Source organism: Dyadobacter sp. LHD-138 (assembly GCF_030929615.1).
GTDB lineage: Bacteria > Bacteroidota > Bacteroidia > Cytophagales > Spirosomataceae > Dyadobacter.
In genome coordinates this window covers 37920-54459 of sequence record NZ_JAVFVU010000030.1, presented here as the reverse complement: position 1 = coordinate 54459, position 16540 = coordinate 37920, and the positions used below count along the sequence as shown (strand labels likewise).

Sequence of the window (16540 nt, the reverse complement as noted above, 5' to 3'; positions counted from 1 at the left end):
CTATTCGACTCCATATGAAAAACAAAATATATTCATTCCGCTCCAAAATCATACTCGCTGCAACATTCTTTTGTGCATCCGCCTGTACCGGAGATTTTGATGATCTAAACACCAACCCAAACAGCGCCTCTTCCGCAACCGCGGATCTGTTTTTGCCCCATGGTATCCAAAGTGCAGTAGATATTCAGTCAGGCGGTGCACTGGGCATGGATATCGGTGAAGGATTTTCCCAGCATTGGGCACGTATTCAATATACAGACATTGATCAATACACGGTTTCCAGCGATGTTTACACCGCCGGATGGCAAGGACTTTACATCGAATCGCTGGCCGACTACAACCGGATTTACAAACTTGGCCAGGAATCAGGCAATACGAATTACCAGGCCGTGGCCGTGATTCTTCGCTCCTGGGTATTTTCGCTGCTAACGGATATTTATGGGGATATCCCTTATAAAGACGCCGTGAAAGGCCTCGACGGGATTTTACTTCCAACTTATGACACCCAAAAGGATGTATACGCAGGATTGGTAGCGGAACTTAAAACAGCCGGTGAGTCTATCAACACAAGCAATACAACATTGGCGATTTCCGGTGATATTCTGTTCAATAACGATATGAATAAATGGAAAAAATTCGCCAATACGCTTAGTCTTCGCTTGTTAAGCAGAATGATCGACAAAGCCGACGCGCCTGTTAACGTAAAAACCGAAATCACCAGAATACTGAGCGATCCTGCAAAATATCCGGTGATCACCGCTGTGGCCGATAACATTCAGCTTAACTATCTGGATGCGACCAACAACCAGAATCCGGTTAATGTAAACCGTAAAACGCGTGACGATCACCGTGTCAGCGCTACTTTGGTTGATAAACTGGCTGCACTAAATGATGCAAGACTTGCTATTTATGCCAATCTTCCAGCCGACGGGGGTACTTACAAAGGTGTTCCGAACGGTCTGGCTTCGTCAGACGCCAATGCGCTGGGATTGACCAAAACTTCCAAAGTGGGAAATTATTTCGTGGCACCCACTGCCCCCGGTGTTATCATGACCTACGCCGAACTAATGTTCCTTAAATCGGAATTTGCGTACAAGGGTGTTACGATAGCGGGAGATGCAGCAGCAAACTATGCGGCAGCGATCACCGCATCTTTTGCACAATACAAACTGGCAGCTCCAACGGACTACGTCGCGGCCAACGCGCTAAAAGCCGGCGCTGATGGATTTACGCAGATCATGGAACAGAAATGGATTGCTTTGTACGGACAGGGTCTTGAGGCATGGACGGAATATCGCCGCACAGGAATTCCGGCACTTTCCGTACCCAAGCTGAACACAAACCAGAATGTTCTTCCCACCCGCATGCCATATCCGGGCTCCGAAGAATCGCTGAATTTTGCAAATTTCTCCGCGTCATTGACAAAACAAGGAGGCAAAAACGATATGAAGCTCAAACTTTGGTTCGCAAAATAATCAGGAACAACGCAAAATAATTGTTCTTTACTAAACACAGAAAACGAGGATAGCGGCTTATACCAATATCCTCGTTTTATTATATCGACTTACCTTCGTCTTTGCTAAAATGCTATCCCCAAGCCTGCACCAATATTGACAACGCCAATAAATCTGCTTTCATTGATCCTGTCACTATATTGAAAACCTTCAACTTCTGCCTTTATCGCCAGATCTTTCACCTCCGCCTTCGCTCCGATCACATCACCACTCAAATGGAAAAACAAAGCACCTGCTATGGGCAAACGTAAACTCAACCCTGCTCCGAAACCGATCGGGTTTACCGTCGCATGATTCAGGCTAACATGAATCTCCTTCGCTCCCTCAACCAGTTCCCCGCTCGCATTTATTTGCCGCCCGACTAACAATACCGAAGGTGTTGTTGCCTTCACAATACCTCCCTGAACATGTGCTTCGATCTGCACTCTATTGAAATTAAGATAAAGAGCCGGTCCGATTAATGCTGCACCAAGTTTCCACTTTGAAACGTTGCTATCCCAGGCATATGTTCGTCCGATCGCCTCAGCATACGTATTGGCCTTACCTACGATTGGATCAGAATTGGTGTTATTCTGATTAAAACTTCCGGATAATTTTATCCCAAACCAGCGCGCGATTCTATGGTCATAACTAACCTGGCCGAAATAGCCGGAACCAGCCAAACCAGCAAGTGGATCATTCAATTTTTCCTTGGCAAGCTCTCCAACGGGCAGGCTATAACCGCCCGTGACCGAGAAAAAATTTCTGGTATCCTGCGCCTTAACCTCTTCAATTTGAATCGATAATAAAAGCGTTATTAACATTAAGAAGCAAAAACGAAACTTTGTCATAGGGGAGTGAATTTTATTAAGAATCATATCATTACGATTTGGTAAGAATACTATGTAGCTAAACAAAGAACCAACGTTTTTTAGTATACTTTTTGTTCGTTTTAATCCATTTAAGGGTAATTTACTCAACACAATTTCACCTAACCATTATTAAATAGAAACATTTCGGCTTGGCACAAAAATGGTACTGTTCTAAGTAAACCAAATCAATACGATCATGGACAGGGAAGAAACAGATAAAGAGGCAAGAGCTACTAAAAATACCAAGAAAGTTTGGAAATGGGTCATAGGCGGTGGCATCATTTTAATGATCATCGCTTTCTGGGGCAGCTTTTTTAGTCAAGATAAAAATTTCAGCGAATCCGACAGGCCGTCAGCCGATGCAATCATGCAAGCAGACAGCGCGGCGTCAGATACATTAACGGAAGTTCATCCAGATACGATGATGAAAGGCGTGGGAGGCACCAAGTAGCGTTAATTCAGCGCCTCCCATAATATTTCTATCGGATGTTTTGCCTTTCGACCGGTACCATCTTTAATCTGGTGTCGGCAGCTGGTTCCTGGTGCGGCAATGATAACTTCTTCGGGCTGCAGGCGGACGGTCGGGAAAAGCACCAGCTCCCCTACCTGCATGGAAACTTCATAATGCTCTTCTTCATAACCAAAAGAACCAGCCATCCCACAACATCCGGAAGGAATCAACTGAACCTTATAATTTTCAGGAATCGATAAAGCCTTTTTGGAAGTTGTCAATGACGACAAAGCCTTTTGATGGCAATGACCGTGCAATTTGATCAGACGCTGTTCCGTGCTGAAAGCATCTTTGGTTATCCTTTTCGCGTCAATTTCCCTCGAAATAAATTCTTCAAATAACAGCGCATGGGCGGCAATATCCTGCGCCGCAATTTTCAAATGCTCGGGAACCAGATCAATATACTCATCCCGGAATGACAAAATCGCAGAAGGCTCTATGCCGATCAGGGGTGTTTTTTGCGTGATAATGTCTTTTAACAACTCCACATTTCGAACCGCCAGCTTCTGCGCTTCTTTAACCAAACCCTTCGAAAGGTATGACCTCCCCGACTCTTCATGCTCGGGAATAACTACTTCATAACCCAGCTTTTCTAAAAGCAGAACCGCCTTCTTACCGATTTCAACATCGTTATAGTTGGTAAATTCGTCACAGAAAAGAAATACTTTCGAATGCGTATTGGCATTGGAAGTATTTCTGTTGTGCTTTTTCCACCAGTTTTTCAGTGTCGTGCTGTGCAGCAACGGCATCGACCGGTCAGGATGAAAACCAACCATTTTATTCGCCACTTTTCTTATCGCAGTGGTACCAAAAACAGCATTGAAAGCCCAGGGCGCAATGGAAGCAAGTTTCATTTGTTTTCCAAAATTCGCGATCAAACTCGTTCTTAAAGGAATTGCATGGGTCTCATAGTATTGCTGGGTAAACTCCGCCTTCATTTTTCCGACATCAACACTGGAAGGACATTCAGACTTGCAGCCTTTGCAGGAAAGGCATAGATCCAGCACTTCTTTCACCATCTCAGGTGTTGTTGCACTTGCTGTCTGTGCGGCCCCCGGCGTTAAATATTGCCTTAAAATATTAGCCCTTGCGCGGGTCGTGTCCCGCTCCTTACGCGTAGCCATATAACTCGGACACATCGTGCCACCTGTCAGCTCCGTTTTCCGGCAATCCCCCGAGCCGCTGCATTTTTCAGCCAGACGAAGCATGCTTTCATCTTTTGAAAAGTCAAAAGTGGTACTGATCACCGGCTTTTCCTTATCCTGCTCATAACGCAAAAACTCGTTCATTGGAGGCGTGTCCACGATCTTGTTCGCATTAAAAATGCCGTTCGGATCCCAGATTCTTTTCACCTGCTTGAAAATCTCGTAAACTTCTTCCCCCATCATAAAGGGAATAAATTCACCGCGCAAGCGCCCGTCTCCATGCTCTCCGGAAAGCGCTCCGTTGTATTTTTTAACAAGTACCGCCGTATCCGCTAGTACCTGCCTGAATTTCTGTTTTCCTTCACTCGTTTTAAGGTTGATCATCGGCTCCACATGCAGCTCCCCCGCTCCGGCATGGGCATAATAAGAAGCGTGCAATCCATGATCAGCGATCAATTTTTCAAGATCTTCAATATATTCCGGCAAATCCTCAACGGCTACCGCGCAGTCCTCGATCAAATTAACCGGCTGCGTATCACCTGGCAAATTTCTGATTAACCCCAAACCCGCCTTTCTGATTTCCCAGGCTTTATTCGCTTCGTCGCCAAACAGTAACGGATAAGCGTAGCCAAGTTGCTCGGCAAGTAAATCCGCTATCAGTGCATCGGCTTGCTTTTTCACCTGCGCATCATCCTCTCCCCAAAACTCAACCATCAGCAATGCAGCCGGATCTCCTTCCAGAAAAAACCGGTTTTCAGAATAAACATGATGCCTTTTAGTAAAATCCATAATGTACCGGTCCACCAGCTCGGATGCTTTCGGGCTATGTTTCATGGCAACCCGGTTCGCATGCAGGGACTCCGCAAGTGTGTTGGCATGCACACAAACGACACCGACCGAAGCGGGCGGCAGATCCACCAGCGCAATTTTTGCCTCGGTGACAAAACACAACGTACCTTCCGAGCCTGCAATCAGATTACAAAGGTTTACCTGGTTCTTTTCAAAATTATTCACCAGTGCATCCAGCGCATAACCTGAATTCCGACGCGTTACGGTCGGCTTGGCAAATTGTTTTTTAATCAAATCCTGATCAACCGGATTGGAAAGTATGCCCCACATCCCGGCATAAATCGCCTGTTCCCTTTTACTGCCATTCGTTACAGCTATTTTTTTAACATACTCCGCCGTTTCTGCATTTTTAAAAACCGCTTCCGAACCATCCGACAATAACGCTTTCACTTCAAGCAAATGATCCCGTGTAGCACCCCAGGTGATCGAATGCAGCCCGCAGGAATTATTGCCGATCATCCCGCCAATCATCGCACGGCTTGCCGTGGAAGTTTCCGGACCAAACAACAGGCCATACGGCGCAAGATATTTATTCAAATCATCACGGATCACACCAGGTTGAACCCTCACCCACTTTTCCTCCGCATTCACTTCCAGAATGGCCCCGAAATGTTTTGAAATATCCACGACAATTCCCTTTCCCACCACCTGCCCTGCCAGCGACGTTCCGGCGGCCCTTGGAATCAGCGTCAGCTTTTGTTCATTGGCAAATTTGATCAGCTTCTGGATATCCACCACCGTTCGTGGTAAAGCAACAGCCAGCGGCATTTCCTGATATACCGACGCATCCGTTGCATAAATATGTCTCTGGGCTGTGTGTAAGGTCGAGTCGTCGTAATAGAGCTCTCCTGTAAATCCGTTTTTGAGGGAATTAAAATCCAGTAAGGTAAGGCGGTTCATCATGTATTCGTCACTTGCTAAGGCAAGTATTTTCTTATCGTTCAGGAAACGCGGTTTCGCCCTCAAAGATAACTTTACCATGTTAAAAAAGGAACCATCACGACCAGATCATTCGTATTCAGGAAAAGAAATCCGATATTGGCACAATTATTGGAATAATGACGCCAAGAAATTAACTTATAAACCTTTGAATATTAATTCCTTATTCAATTAGCAACAAAAAAGTAATCCCAGCTTTATATGAAAAAAATTACCACACTTATTTTCCTTCTTTCCAGCCTGTTATCGTTTGCGCAAAAAAATGCAACCATCACCTTAACGACGCCAAAGCCGGAACAAGCGATCGTTTCGCTGGTATTGGAGGATGTCCATTTTCACCCCAACCTGGGCATCGGTCTTGCAGATACCAAACTGGAACCTCTCGCGATGATTGATTTTAAAGAAAAAACAAGCGAGCGCGTCAGCACAGCTCTTTCTGAACCTAAAATTATCCGTTTACAATACAGCGGTGGCGGTGTGAATAAGACCTGGATGCTGTTTATCCAGCCGGGAGATGACCTTACGGCGACGTTTTCGGGAAATGCCCATGTTGTTTTTTCCGGTAAAAATGCTGCTTATCAGGATTTCCTGAAAACCTATTTCCTGGAAAATCAATACCAGTACCTCCCGGTTTTTGGATATAAACCTTCTCAGATCGACAACAAAAGTGTGGCGCAGCAAAGCGACAGTCTGCAAAAGGTAAGACAAACGGCTTATGCTGCTTTCAAAACTTCGAATGCACCCGTTCCTGCATTCGACGCCTACGTTAGCGCCACCACGACGACAGAACCGTTCGTGATCCACCGGTTGTTGCAGGAAAAAATAATGCGCCGGAACCGGGCTAAAAAGCTGGAATCCGCACAGCAGAAAGACCTGGAAGATCTGACGCTGAACAACTTCAAACTGCTGCCGGACGATGCTTTGTTAAGCCAGTCGTATCGTGACGAACTGCGTAACTGGGTACTTATTCCAACCACCAGAAAATTCCCGCTCGATTCCGCTACACGCTATGAACTGAGCCCCAAGGCGATCACGGATGTATATCATTTCAGTAAGGGAAAGCTCCAAAATCATCCGAAACAGCAGGAATACCTGCTGACTTATTGGCTTAATTATGCCGCTACGGCAATTCCAACCCTGGAAACCAGTCAGACTTTGTTAGCAGATTATAAAACAAAATATCCAAAATCAGAGTACACGGATTATTTCACAAAACTGCTTGAAACCAAATCAAAACTGACTTCAGGTTCTGTCGCGCCGGATTTCACCTTGCTTGATCGCGACAGTGCGGCCGTTTCTTTGAAACAACTGACTGGCAAACCCACGGTGATGGTTTTCGCCTTCAACATTGGGGCGCATGAGCCGGGGATGAAAGCAATGGAAACAAAGTATGCGGATAAGGTTAATTTCGTTTACATCACGATGATATCCGGAATGTCCTTCCAAAGCTGGAAACCCTACACACAGGCCAGAAATGGCGTAAAACATTTGTGGGCATCGGAAGAAAGTACCGAATTGCTGAAACAAAAATATGCCGTCGATATCCGTTACCCTTTTATCGTACTGGATGCAGCAGGAAAAATCGTGGATCGCTGGATACCGCAGGAATTCCCCAACAACAAAACTTTGGAGAAGGATATTATGAAGGCGATTGGGAAGTGAGTTTTTTTTAACACACAATGAAAATCAAACAAATGGAAACCGAGGAAGAATACAACAAAGTAATTGACCGCATTGACCAAATCTTTGATGCCGCATCAGGCAGCGAAGACGCCAAAGAGCTTGATCTTTTGGTCTCGATGGTCAACTTATATGAGTCAAAAAACTTTCCGATTGAAGAGCCCAATGCAGCGGATTACAGGAAGATCCGAAGAGAAGAAGCGCTGTCCGAGTAGCACTCTTTTCCAATAATCGTAAAACTATCCATTCCCCTCCTTCACCTCCGGGCGAATCAGGATCGAGTGGATTGTTTCATGATAGGTATACGCAACGGCAAGCCCATAGTTATCACAGATCTGTTTGACAATCGCAAGGCCCAATCCCACCGATTCAGAACCGGCGGATTCCTTTTTAAATCTTTCAAACAGTCGTTCCGGATCGGCCTTCAGATCGTGCCCGGTGTTGCTGATGCGAATAAAACCGGCATCAGATTCCAGACAAATTTTACCCTTGGAAAGATTGTGACGGATTGCGTTGCTTAAAATGTTATTCAAAAAAATATCTGCCAGTGCATGCGACATGTGGATGTCAAAACTTCCGGTCAGATTCATTTCCACGTCAATTTCCTTATGCCGGATGATATCTTCAAAATCCGGCAATTTATTCTTTAAAAGCTCCGTAAGATCAATGTCTTCCGCCTCTGTAAATTGCTGATTTTCGATTTTAGCCAGTAATAACAAGCCTTGATTCAACCGTGACATTCTACGCGACGCATGGTATATTTCTTCAATCCAGTAGGTGTGATTTTCGCTCAGGTCTTTCGATTGGATAAACTGTTCTACCCTTGCGTTAATCAGCGCGAGCGGCGTCTGGATCTCGTGAGACGCGTTTTCGGTAAATTCTTTGAGACTGGTGTAATCATGCTGCATCTTATCGGCCATTTTTTTGAGCACGTCATCCAGCTCACTAAACTCCGTAACCTCACTCTGCGGAAGCTGTAATTTTTCTTTCTGGGTCAGGTCAAATTCCTTAATCCTGGTGAGCGTGTCATAAAAAGGCTTCCAAAGTTTTCCCGACAACCGCCTTTGAAACAAAAACATACTGATCATCAGCAAACCCAAAAAAGTAATCATCGCGGCAGAAATAGCTTCGATCAGTTTATAGGACTCAATCATGGATTTACGGATCGCGATGCGGTGTGGCACTCCGCCGATAACCGTATAAAAAGTTACCTGGCGAAACGGTCCGATGCCCTCGTCATAACGATTCTGAATGAGCGTGTCTTTGAAAATGACCGAATGATCATATGCTCCGTAAACCGGAACCACCTCAATCTTGTTTTCTACAAAATAGGAATTGTTGTTCCAGGTGTCGTGGGTATGAATAAAAGACTCAAAATCACGCATTTCAACTTTCAATCTGGTTTCCACCTCGTCATAGATCATGTATTTAATGATCCAGTAAAAAGCCACCCCCACGGCGAGATAAATGACCAGAGAAGCCAGCAAATAAATGCGGCTGGTTTTTTCAAGTAATTTCAAGACGCAGTAAATTTATAACCGATACCATAAATAGACTGAATATAATCCTTCCCGCCCCTTTCGAGAATTTTGCGGCGCAGGTTTTTGATGTGTGAGTAAACCATATCCAACGAATCAGCCGAATCCATGTGATCACCCCAAAGGTGTTCGGCGATCGACTCTTTCGTCAGCGCGACATCAATATTGGAAAGAAAATAAAGTAAAAGGTCATATTCTTTCCTGGACAAAAGCGTTTCCCGTTCGTTCACAAAAACTTTCCGGGCTTGCAGCTGCACCGTGATTTCACGCCAGATCATATCATTATTTCCACCAAAATTCCGTCGCCGTATCAGTGATTTCACACGTGCGTTCAGCTCTGAAAGATGAAATGGCTTTGTCATATAATCATCGGAACCAATTTCAAGTCCTTTAATTTTGTCTTCCAGCGTATTGCGTGCAGAAATGATAATAATCCCTGTCGTGGCGGCAATTTTTTTCAAAGTTTCAATAATACCAAATCCCTCCCCGTCGGGCAACGTGAGATCTACAATGGTACAGTCGTATTGATATAAACTCACTTTTTCATCCGCTTGCCAAAAAGTATTTGCGACTTCGCAGGTAAATCCTTCCTTGCTCAGATAATCCACTATACTTTCTGCCAGCCCCTTTTCATCTTCAACAACAAGTATTTTCATTTACAGCATTGGTATTTGATCGACAAAACTAGCCGGAGATATTGGAAATATTTAGGAAATCTGGTATTTCTTAAAATATAGATGACTGATTCTCTGGCATTCCCAAATGTTTCCAGAATTGCCCTTTAGTTTCGTTTAAAATTTCTTTGTTAGTAATCATCTCCTATCCCCATGTACTATCAACGTTCACACCAATTCCCTTTTCTAAAAATTCATTATCATGTCAAAATCAAAAAAATGTTGTCTTTAAAAAGTCATTATCTGTGCTTATTTCTGAGCCTGTCGGCGCTCTCAATAAGCCATCAGACCTCCGCACAAAAGATTACTTTGCAGCAAATTCTGGAAGAAGGTAAACAAAACTATCCTTTTCTGAAATCAAAGCAAGCCGAGATCCATGGCGCCGAAAGCAGGATTAAGTCTGCCAAAACGGATTACTTACCATCGCTGATCATTCAGGATCAGTACACTTTTGCTACAAACAATAGTGTCACCGGGGCTTTTTTACCAAATGAAGGCAGCGCCTTGTCCCCTTCCGGCGGAATCCGGCAGGAGAACATTTACAAAGGTGTTTTCGGAAGTTCGACAACGGCGCTGGTCGATTGGAAAGTTTTCAATTTTGGCAAGGTAAATGCCAATGTAAAAGCTGCCAAAGCCGATATCGACCGCAGCAAGGCTGATTATGAAAATGAGCTTTTTCAGCATCAGGTTAAAATCGTGGATGCTTATCTTGTTCTTTTGATCAACCAGAAGCTAGTTGAAGCACAACAGCAAAACCTCGACAGAGCACTGGTTTTCAAACAGGTTACCGATGCGGCTGTTGGTTCAGGCATGCGTCCGGGCGTTGACAGCTCGCTTGCCAGTGCAGAATATGCAAAGGCGCGGTTGTTATTACTGGAAAGCAGCAGAGCCGAAAAAGTACAGCGCCTTCGTCTATCCGAATTAAGCGGTCACCTGGAAGACAACATCCAGGTCGATACGATGCGGTTTTATTCGCATCTTCCGACAGCCATGAATACGGCCCCGGGATTCATGAAAAACCCGTCACTGGTTTTTTCTCAGGCTCAGATCGATGCGTCCTATGCCAGAAGTCAGGCCGTTCGTAAATCATTTCTCCCCTCCGTTTCCTTAACGGCAGCCGGCTGGGGAAGAGGTTCCGGCGTGTCTAATAAAACCGACGCTTACCGGACCGATTTCGGAAGCGGCGTTAGTTATCAGGTTTACAATTACTTATTTGGCATTTCAACCCGTTGGAATTTAACCAATATTCTGCGCGTACGAAACGATTACAAGGCGGAACAATTTCAGGTAGAACGTTTCAAAGAAATTTTCAATACGCAAAAACTTCAACTAGACCGCCAGACCAGAGAGGCCGAAATGCAGTTTGAACTTTCGTTGGAACAGGCCAGGCTTACGCCCGTGCAACTACATGCTGCGCAAAAAGCTTTTGATCAGGCAGAAGCACGATATGAAAGCGGATTAACCGACTTATTCACCCTTGCCCAAAGTGTCACCACACTGAACCGTGCCGAAGTCGACAAATTCATAACCAATGGTAATGCCTGGCGGGCATTGCTGATGAGAGCCGCCGCCGCCGGAGACCTTTCATTATTCTTGAACCAATTAAACTAACCGCCCCCTTTCATTAGATTTAAAGCTTATGTATCAACTCATTCGAACAGCCTTGAGACAACCCATTTCCATTGTGGTGGTTGTGATTGGCATCCTGTTTTTCTCCATTCTTTCGATCCGGAGCATCCCTGTCGATATTTTCCCAAATCTGGATTTACCAACAATTTACGTGGTCCAGCCCTATGGTGGTATGGCACCCGACCAGATGGATGGCTTCATCGCGACCCGTTATCAGGATCACTTTCTTTATGTTTCCGGTATCCGCGATGTCGATGTCAAAACGATCCAGGGACTTTCGCTGATCAAACTTTCATTTTATCCAGGAACCGATATGGCGCAGGCCGCCGCCGAGGTCGCCAATAACGTGTCCCGGGCCAAAGCGTATATGCCCGAGGGTACTGTACCGCCGCAGGTTGTTCGCTTTGATGCCAGTTCGGTACCTATCGGACAAATGGTATTTGAAAGCAAGTCAAGATCGCTGAACGAAATCCAGGATTTTGCTTCATCCCGCGTTCGTCCGATGTTTTCAAGAATTGAAGGCGTATCGAGTCCTCCGCCTTTTGGTGGAAACCAGCGCACGATCGTCATCCGTGTAGATCCGGAAAGAATCAGAAGTTATCATTTGACACCGGAAGAAATCATCAAATCCATTGTGACCAATAACCAGCCTTCACCGGCGGGAAACATCCGGATGGGCGATAAAACACTGATGACGCCTGTCAACTCATTGATCAAGAAACCGGAAGATTTCCTAAACATTCCGATTCGCGTCGGAGCCGGCCCTACCGTGTTTGTTCGCGATGTGGGTACAGTGGAAGATGGCGCTGACGTGACCGTAAGTTATGCGTTGATCAACGGGCGACGCGCCGTGTATATTCCTGTGGTCAAAAAATCGGATGCATCTACGCTGGATGTTGTAAATAACATCCGGGCAGCCCTTCCTCAGCTGAGAAACGCCGTTCCGGAAGATGTGAAAATTTCCTATGAATTTGACCAGTCGGTTTACGTTACCAACTCCCTGAAAAGTTTGATAACCGAAGGTATTCTGGGTGCCTTGCTGACAGGTTTAATGGTTTTACTTTTCCTGCGAGATTGGCGCAGCGTGATTATTGTGGTCGTAACAATTCCCATCTCCATTCTTTCGGCGGTGATTCTTATGAATCTTTTTGGGCAGACGATCAACATCATGACGTTAAGTGGTCTGGCGCTGGCCATTGGGGTTCTGGTGGATCAGGCGACGGTTACCATTGAAAATATTCACCAGCATCAGGAAATGGGTAAACCGAAAGAGCAGGCGATTTGGGATGCCTGTAAGGAAATTGCCTTCCCTGAATTCCTGATTTTGCTGGCTATTCTCGCCGTATTTGCGCCTTCGTTTGTGATGAGTGGTATTCCGAGAGGGATGTTTTTACCGCTTTCGCTGGCCGTAGGTTTTGCCATGATTGCTTCATTTTTACTTTCACAGACGCTGGTTCCGGTTTTAGCGAACTGGTTACTAAAAGATCATCCCAAACATGAAGCACCCACGCTGGCATTGGATGCGCAAGAAATTCATGACGTCATTGAAGAAGGCGATCATCCATCACTTCCTCCGACCGGTTTTGAGAAGTTCAAACTAAAATATCTAAAAGTGCTTTCTGGTATCATGTCGAAGGGCAAACTGGTTGTTCCCGTTTATCTGGTTGGCACTGTTGTATTAATTATCGGAGGTTTTCTTTTTATCGGGACTGATATTCTGCCAAAAGCGAACAGTCATCAATTCCAGATGCGTCTGAGAATTGCCGACGGAACACGTGTGGAACGTACGGAAGAAGCAACACTGAAAGTACTTGATCTGATCAAATCTGAGGTGGGAAAGGAGCATGTTGAAATCTCGTCTGCCTATGTCGGGACGGTACCTTCAAGTTATGGTACATCCAATATTTTCGTTTTCAACAGCGGCCCGCATGAGGCGGTGTTGCAGGTTTCTCTACATGAAGATTTTCCGGTTCAAATGGATGCGCTGAAAGAACGTTTACGGGAGAGAATCGGCAAAGAACTGCCTAAATTAAAAATTTCATTCGAGCCCATTGAGCTTGTCGATAAAATCATGAGCCAGGGATCTTCTACACCCATTGAAGTCAGTGTCGCAGCGAAAGATGTGGAAGAGGCCGGACGATTTGCCAAGAAAATTCAAGCCGAAATGAAACATATCCCATTCCTACGTGATATTCAGATTGCACAGCCATTGGAATATCCGATCCTGGCTGTTACGATTGACCGTGAAAGAGCCGGACAATTGGGCATAACCTCTACGCAGGTGGCCAGATCCATGGTGGCGGCCACCTCGTCCAGCCGCTTTACGGATAAAAACTTATGGCTCGATGATGCAAAAGGGCTCGCGTATCAGGTACAGGTGCAGATTCCTGAACATCAGATGACCTCGGTTGACGATATTGGAACCATACCTTTAAAAACCGGAGTCAGCAACCCACTACTGGCCGATGTAGCGACTTTTGCAGAGAAAACAACCCCGGGAGAGTATGATCGGGCAGGTCCGAACCGCTTGGTAACGATCACTGCTAACCTTCAAAAAATAGACCTGGGTAAGGCTACAAAAGCCGTTACCAAAGCAATCAAAGACGCCGGAGAACCTCCGCGCGGTGTGTTGGTTGAGTTGAAAGGCCAGTCGAATTTGCTGACTGAAACATTGTCCAGTTTACAAACCGGGCTAATGATCGCGGTTGTAATCATGTTCCTGCTTTTGGCTGCAACGTATCAATCGTTCAAACTTTCGCTGGTGGTACTTTCAACAATTCCCGCGGTGGTGGTTGGTTCAATCGGCTTGTTATTGATTACCGGCGCGACCCTGAACCTGCAATCCTATATGGGTCTGATCATGTCTGTCGGGGTATCCGTTGCAAATGCTATTTTGATGGTAACCAATGCGGAAAACCTACGGCTCGAACTGGGCGATGCAGACAAAGCCGTGACACTTGCCGCAGGAAGCCGGATCCGTCCAATCCTGATGACCAGTATCGCGATGATCGCCGGGATGGTTCCCATGGCCTCCGGTTTGGGAGAAGGCGGCGACCAGATTGCTCCGCTTGGCCAGGCCGTTATCGGTGGCCTGATTGCCTCTACCCTCGCCTCCCTGCTGATCCTTCCTGCGGTATTTACCCTGGTTCAAAGAAAAGCCAGCGTCCATTCCGTCTCCCTGGATCCAGAAGATCCTGAAAGTAATTTCTTCCGTAAAAAACTTCAACCGTCCCTATCCATGAACACGATCAAATCATTCATCATACTTATTGTTGCCTCCGTTGCTTTTGTTTCCTGCAATTCAGCCGCCGAAACTGAAAAGAAATCCGAAGAGAAGCCAGCGGAGCCCCAAACGACAGAACTAACTTATGTACAAAGCCTGCAACCTTCGAAAAAAATGGCCCTGCCAGGAGAACTGATGCCCTGGAATAAAGTCAATATTCATCCGAAAGTGAAGGGTTTCATTAAAACAGTACAGGTTGACCGCGGCTCAATGGTAACAAAAGGACAGGTACTGGCCATGTTGGAAGCACCGGAAGTTTTGTCAGAACTGAGCCAGGCCAAAGCACAGCTTATTGCCGCGGAAGCCACGCTAAGCGAAATCACAACGAAATACCAGATCAGTGGTAATACATATAACCGGCTATTGCGCACGAATAAAACCAAAGGCGCCGTTTCTTTGAACGAACTGGATATTGCCCATGCAAGGGTTTTAACGGACAGTTCTGCGACAGCCGTTGCCAGAGGAAATGTGCAGGCTGCGCGCTCACACATGGATTCCAAATCTGAGCTGGCAAGATATCTGACCATCACGGCTCCTTTTAACGGTATTATCACAGAAAGAAATATCAGTCCCGGCGCTTTGGTTGGGCCTGGTGAAAGCGGCTCAAAACCTTTATTTGTTTTGGAAGACAATACCAAATTACGTCTCACCATGGCGATTCCCGAAAATCTGACAGGTGCCATTCCCGACAAAGGATCTGTAACATTTACAGTGACAGCCAGTCCGGAAAAGCAATACAAAGCCACTTATGCAAGAAGTTCAAGGAGTTTGTCAGAAGCAAACCGTTCCATGATGACCGAATTTGATGTGGATAACAGCGCCCGCGATTTGAAAGCCGGGATGTACGCGCAAGTTCAGTTAAATACCGAGCGGACTTCCAAAACACTCTTTGTACCCACAACGTCTGTTGTAAGTTCGAGCGAACAGGTTTTTGTAATCCGTCAGAAAGATAATAAAGCAGAGTGGGTAACCGTGAAAAGAGGAACGGTCGTAGATACGCTGGTTGAAGTTTTTGGAGATCTGCATGAAGGAGATCCAATCGTCAAAAAAGCTTCCGAAGAATTCCGTAACGGTCAGGTACTGGAAGCCACGCCCAAAATGACAGCCAAGGCGAATTAATTTGATTGATTAAAAACTAAAACAGGTCGGTAACATATTGCTACCGACCTGTTTTAGTTTTTAATCAGACATTTTATTTTGAACCATACGTATCCAAAGTTGCCTGAGGGAAAGTTCTCAAAATATCCGCCATTGTGTTTTTTACCATGGTTTCCCGATCATCTTTTTTGGTCGGTGCTTTCACTTTCCCCGAAGCCCATCCCTGCCAGATCATCTTGTCACTGTTTCTCTGATAAATATTCAGGATAAAACGACTTTCCTGATAGTTATAGGTAGAGATATTATTTCCACCACCATACCACCACATATACGGCGAATACATGTTGTTAGAGCGTACCTGCTGACGATCTTTGACATCCGTCATAAAACGAACAACGATTTCAGGATTGTTATCCAATTTATAGCCTTTCGCCTGCATCACTTCCACGACGGCATCTTTTAATCTTCTTTTGTTAAGCTCACTTCCAAGCAAGGGATCCTGTTCGTTATTACGTTCAGGTTCTACGTTGAAAGTTTTAAACTGCTTAAGATTTACAGAAGAATCATAGTCGTAACTTGTCTGAAGTGCCTGGCTACATGCAACCATCATTATTCCCGCCACAACCATCATCGCAATGGATTTTGTCACTTTCATTATACTTTTCATGCTGTTGATAAATTTTAGTTTACGATATATCTGACACCATTTCGGTAGAAAGGTTTAATTCCTGAGGTGCAGATATCTATTTAACTACAAAATATGTTGATTTGATACATAGTAATAAAAATTTCATTTATTACATCTTTCCCAAACCTTTAAATATTGCTT

At 45.2% G+C, this 16540-nt stretch carries 11 protein-coding genes; 6 read left to right on the top strand and 5 right to left on the bottom strand.

Going from position 1 to position 16540, the window contains the following annotated elements; all coding sequences use genetic code 11:
- The first annotated feature begins 14 nt into the window (after positions 1-14).
- Entirely contained in the window at positions 15-1475 is a 1461-nt protein-coding gene (locus RB622_RS20990; protein WP_308048621.1) for a SusD/RagB family nutrient-binding outer membrane lipoprotein, read from the top strand.
- 104 nt (positions 1476-1579) lie between these two features.
- Here RB622_RS20990 and RB622_RS20985 read toward each other — a convergent pair whose 3' ends face one another.
- Complete coding sequence (locus RB622_RS20985; protein WP_308048620.1) at positions 1580-2344, bottom strand: hypothetical protein; 765 nt, start codon at positions 2342-2344, stop codon at positions 1580-1582.
- A 217-nt stretch (positions 2345-2561) separates the two neighbouring features.
- On the opposite strand from RB622_RS20985, the gene RB622_RS20980 reads away from it, so the two are divergent.
- A complete protein-coding gene (locus RB622_RS20980; RefSeq protein ID WP_308048618.1) occupies positions 2562-2816 on the top strand; it encodes a hypothetical protein in 255 nt (84 codons plus the stop codon).
- Between the two features lie 2 nt (positions 2817-2818).
- On the opposite strand, the gene RB622_RS20975 is transcribed toward RB622_RS20980, so the two are convergent.
- Positions 2819-5770, bottom strand: a complete 2952-nt coding sequence (locus tag RB622_RS20975; protein WP_308048691.1) for an FAD-linked oxidase C-terminal domain-containing protein — start codon at positions 5768-5770, stop codon at positions 2819-2821.
- Between the two features lie 240 nt (positions 5771-6010).
- On the opposite strand from RB622_RS20975, the gene RB622_RS20970 reads away from it, so the two are divergent.
- Positions 6011-7471 (top strand): hypothetical protein, encoded by a 1461-nt coding sequence (locus tag RB622_RS20970; RefSeq protein WP_308048617.1) that lies wholly within the window; start codon positions 6011-6013, stop codon positions 7469-7471.
- A 17-nt stretch (positions 7472-7488) separates the two neighbouring features.
- Positions 7489-7704, top strand: a complete 216-nt coding sequence (locus tag RB622_RS20965) for a hypothetical protein (RefSeq protein WP_308048616.1) — start codon at positions 7489-7491, stop codon at positions 7702-7704.
- Between the two features lie 24 nt (positions 7705-7728).
- On the opposite strand, the gene RB622_RS20960 is transcribed toward RB622_RS20965, so the two are convergent.
- Together RB622_RS20960 and RB622_RS20955 are read right to left on the bottom strand one after the other, a co-directional pair.
- Positions 7729-9009: a HAMP domain-containing sensor histidine kinase gene (locus RB622_RS20960; protein WP_308048615.1), complete on the bottom strand. Its 1281-nt coding sequence runs from the start codon at positions 9007-9009 to the stop codon at positions 7729-7731.
- Positions 9006-9683: a response regulator transcription factor gene (locus RB622_RS20955; RefSeq protein WP_308048614.1), complete on the bottom strand. Its 678-nt coding sequence runs from the start codon at positions 9681-9683 to the stop codon at positions 9006-9008. Before RB622_RS20955 ends, RB622_RS20960 begins: the two co-directional genes overlap by 4 nt.
- Positions 9684-9920: 237 nt before the next feature.
- On the opposite strand from RB622_RS20955, the gene RB622_RS20950 reads away from it, so the two are divergent.
- On the top strand, positions 9921-11312 hold the full coding sequence (locus RB622_RS20950) for a TolC family protein (RefSeq protein WP_308048613.1): 1392 nt from the start codon (positions 9921-9923) through the stop codon (positions 11310-11312).
- 28 nt (positions 11313-11340) lie between these two features.
- Complete coding sequence (locus RB622_RS20945) at positions 11341-15732, top strand: efflux RND transporter permease subunit (protein ID WP_308048612.1); 4392 nt, start codon at positions 11341-11343, stop codon at positions 15730-15732.
- 73 nt (positions 15733-15805) lie between these two features.
- Here the strand turns inward: RB622_RS20945 and RB622_RS20940 are convergent, their stop codons facing one another.
- A complete protein-coding gene (locus RB622_RS20940) occupies positions 15806-16378 on the bottom strand; it encodes a DUF4136 domain-containing protein (protein ID WP_308048611.1) in 573 nt (190 codons plus the stop codon).
- Positions 16379-16540: the final 162 nt, after the last annotated feature.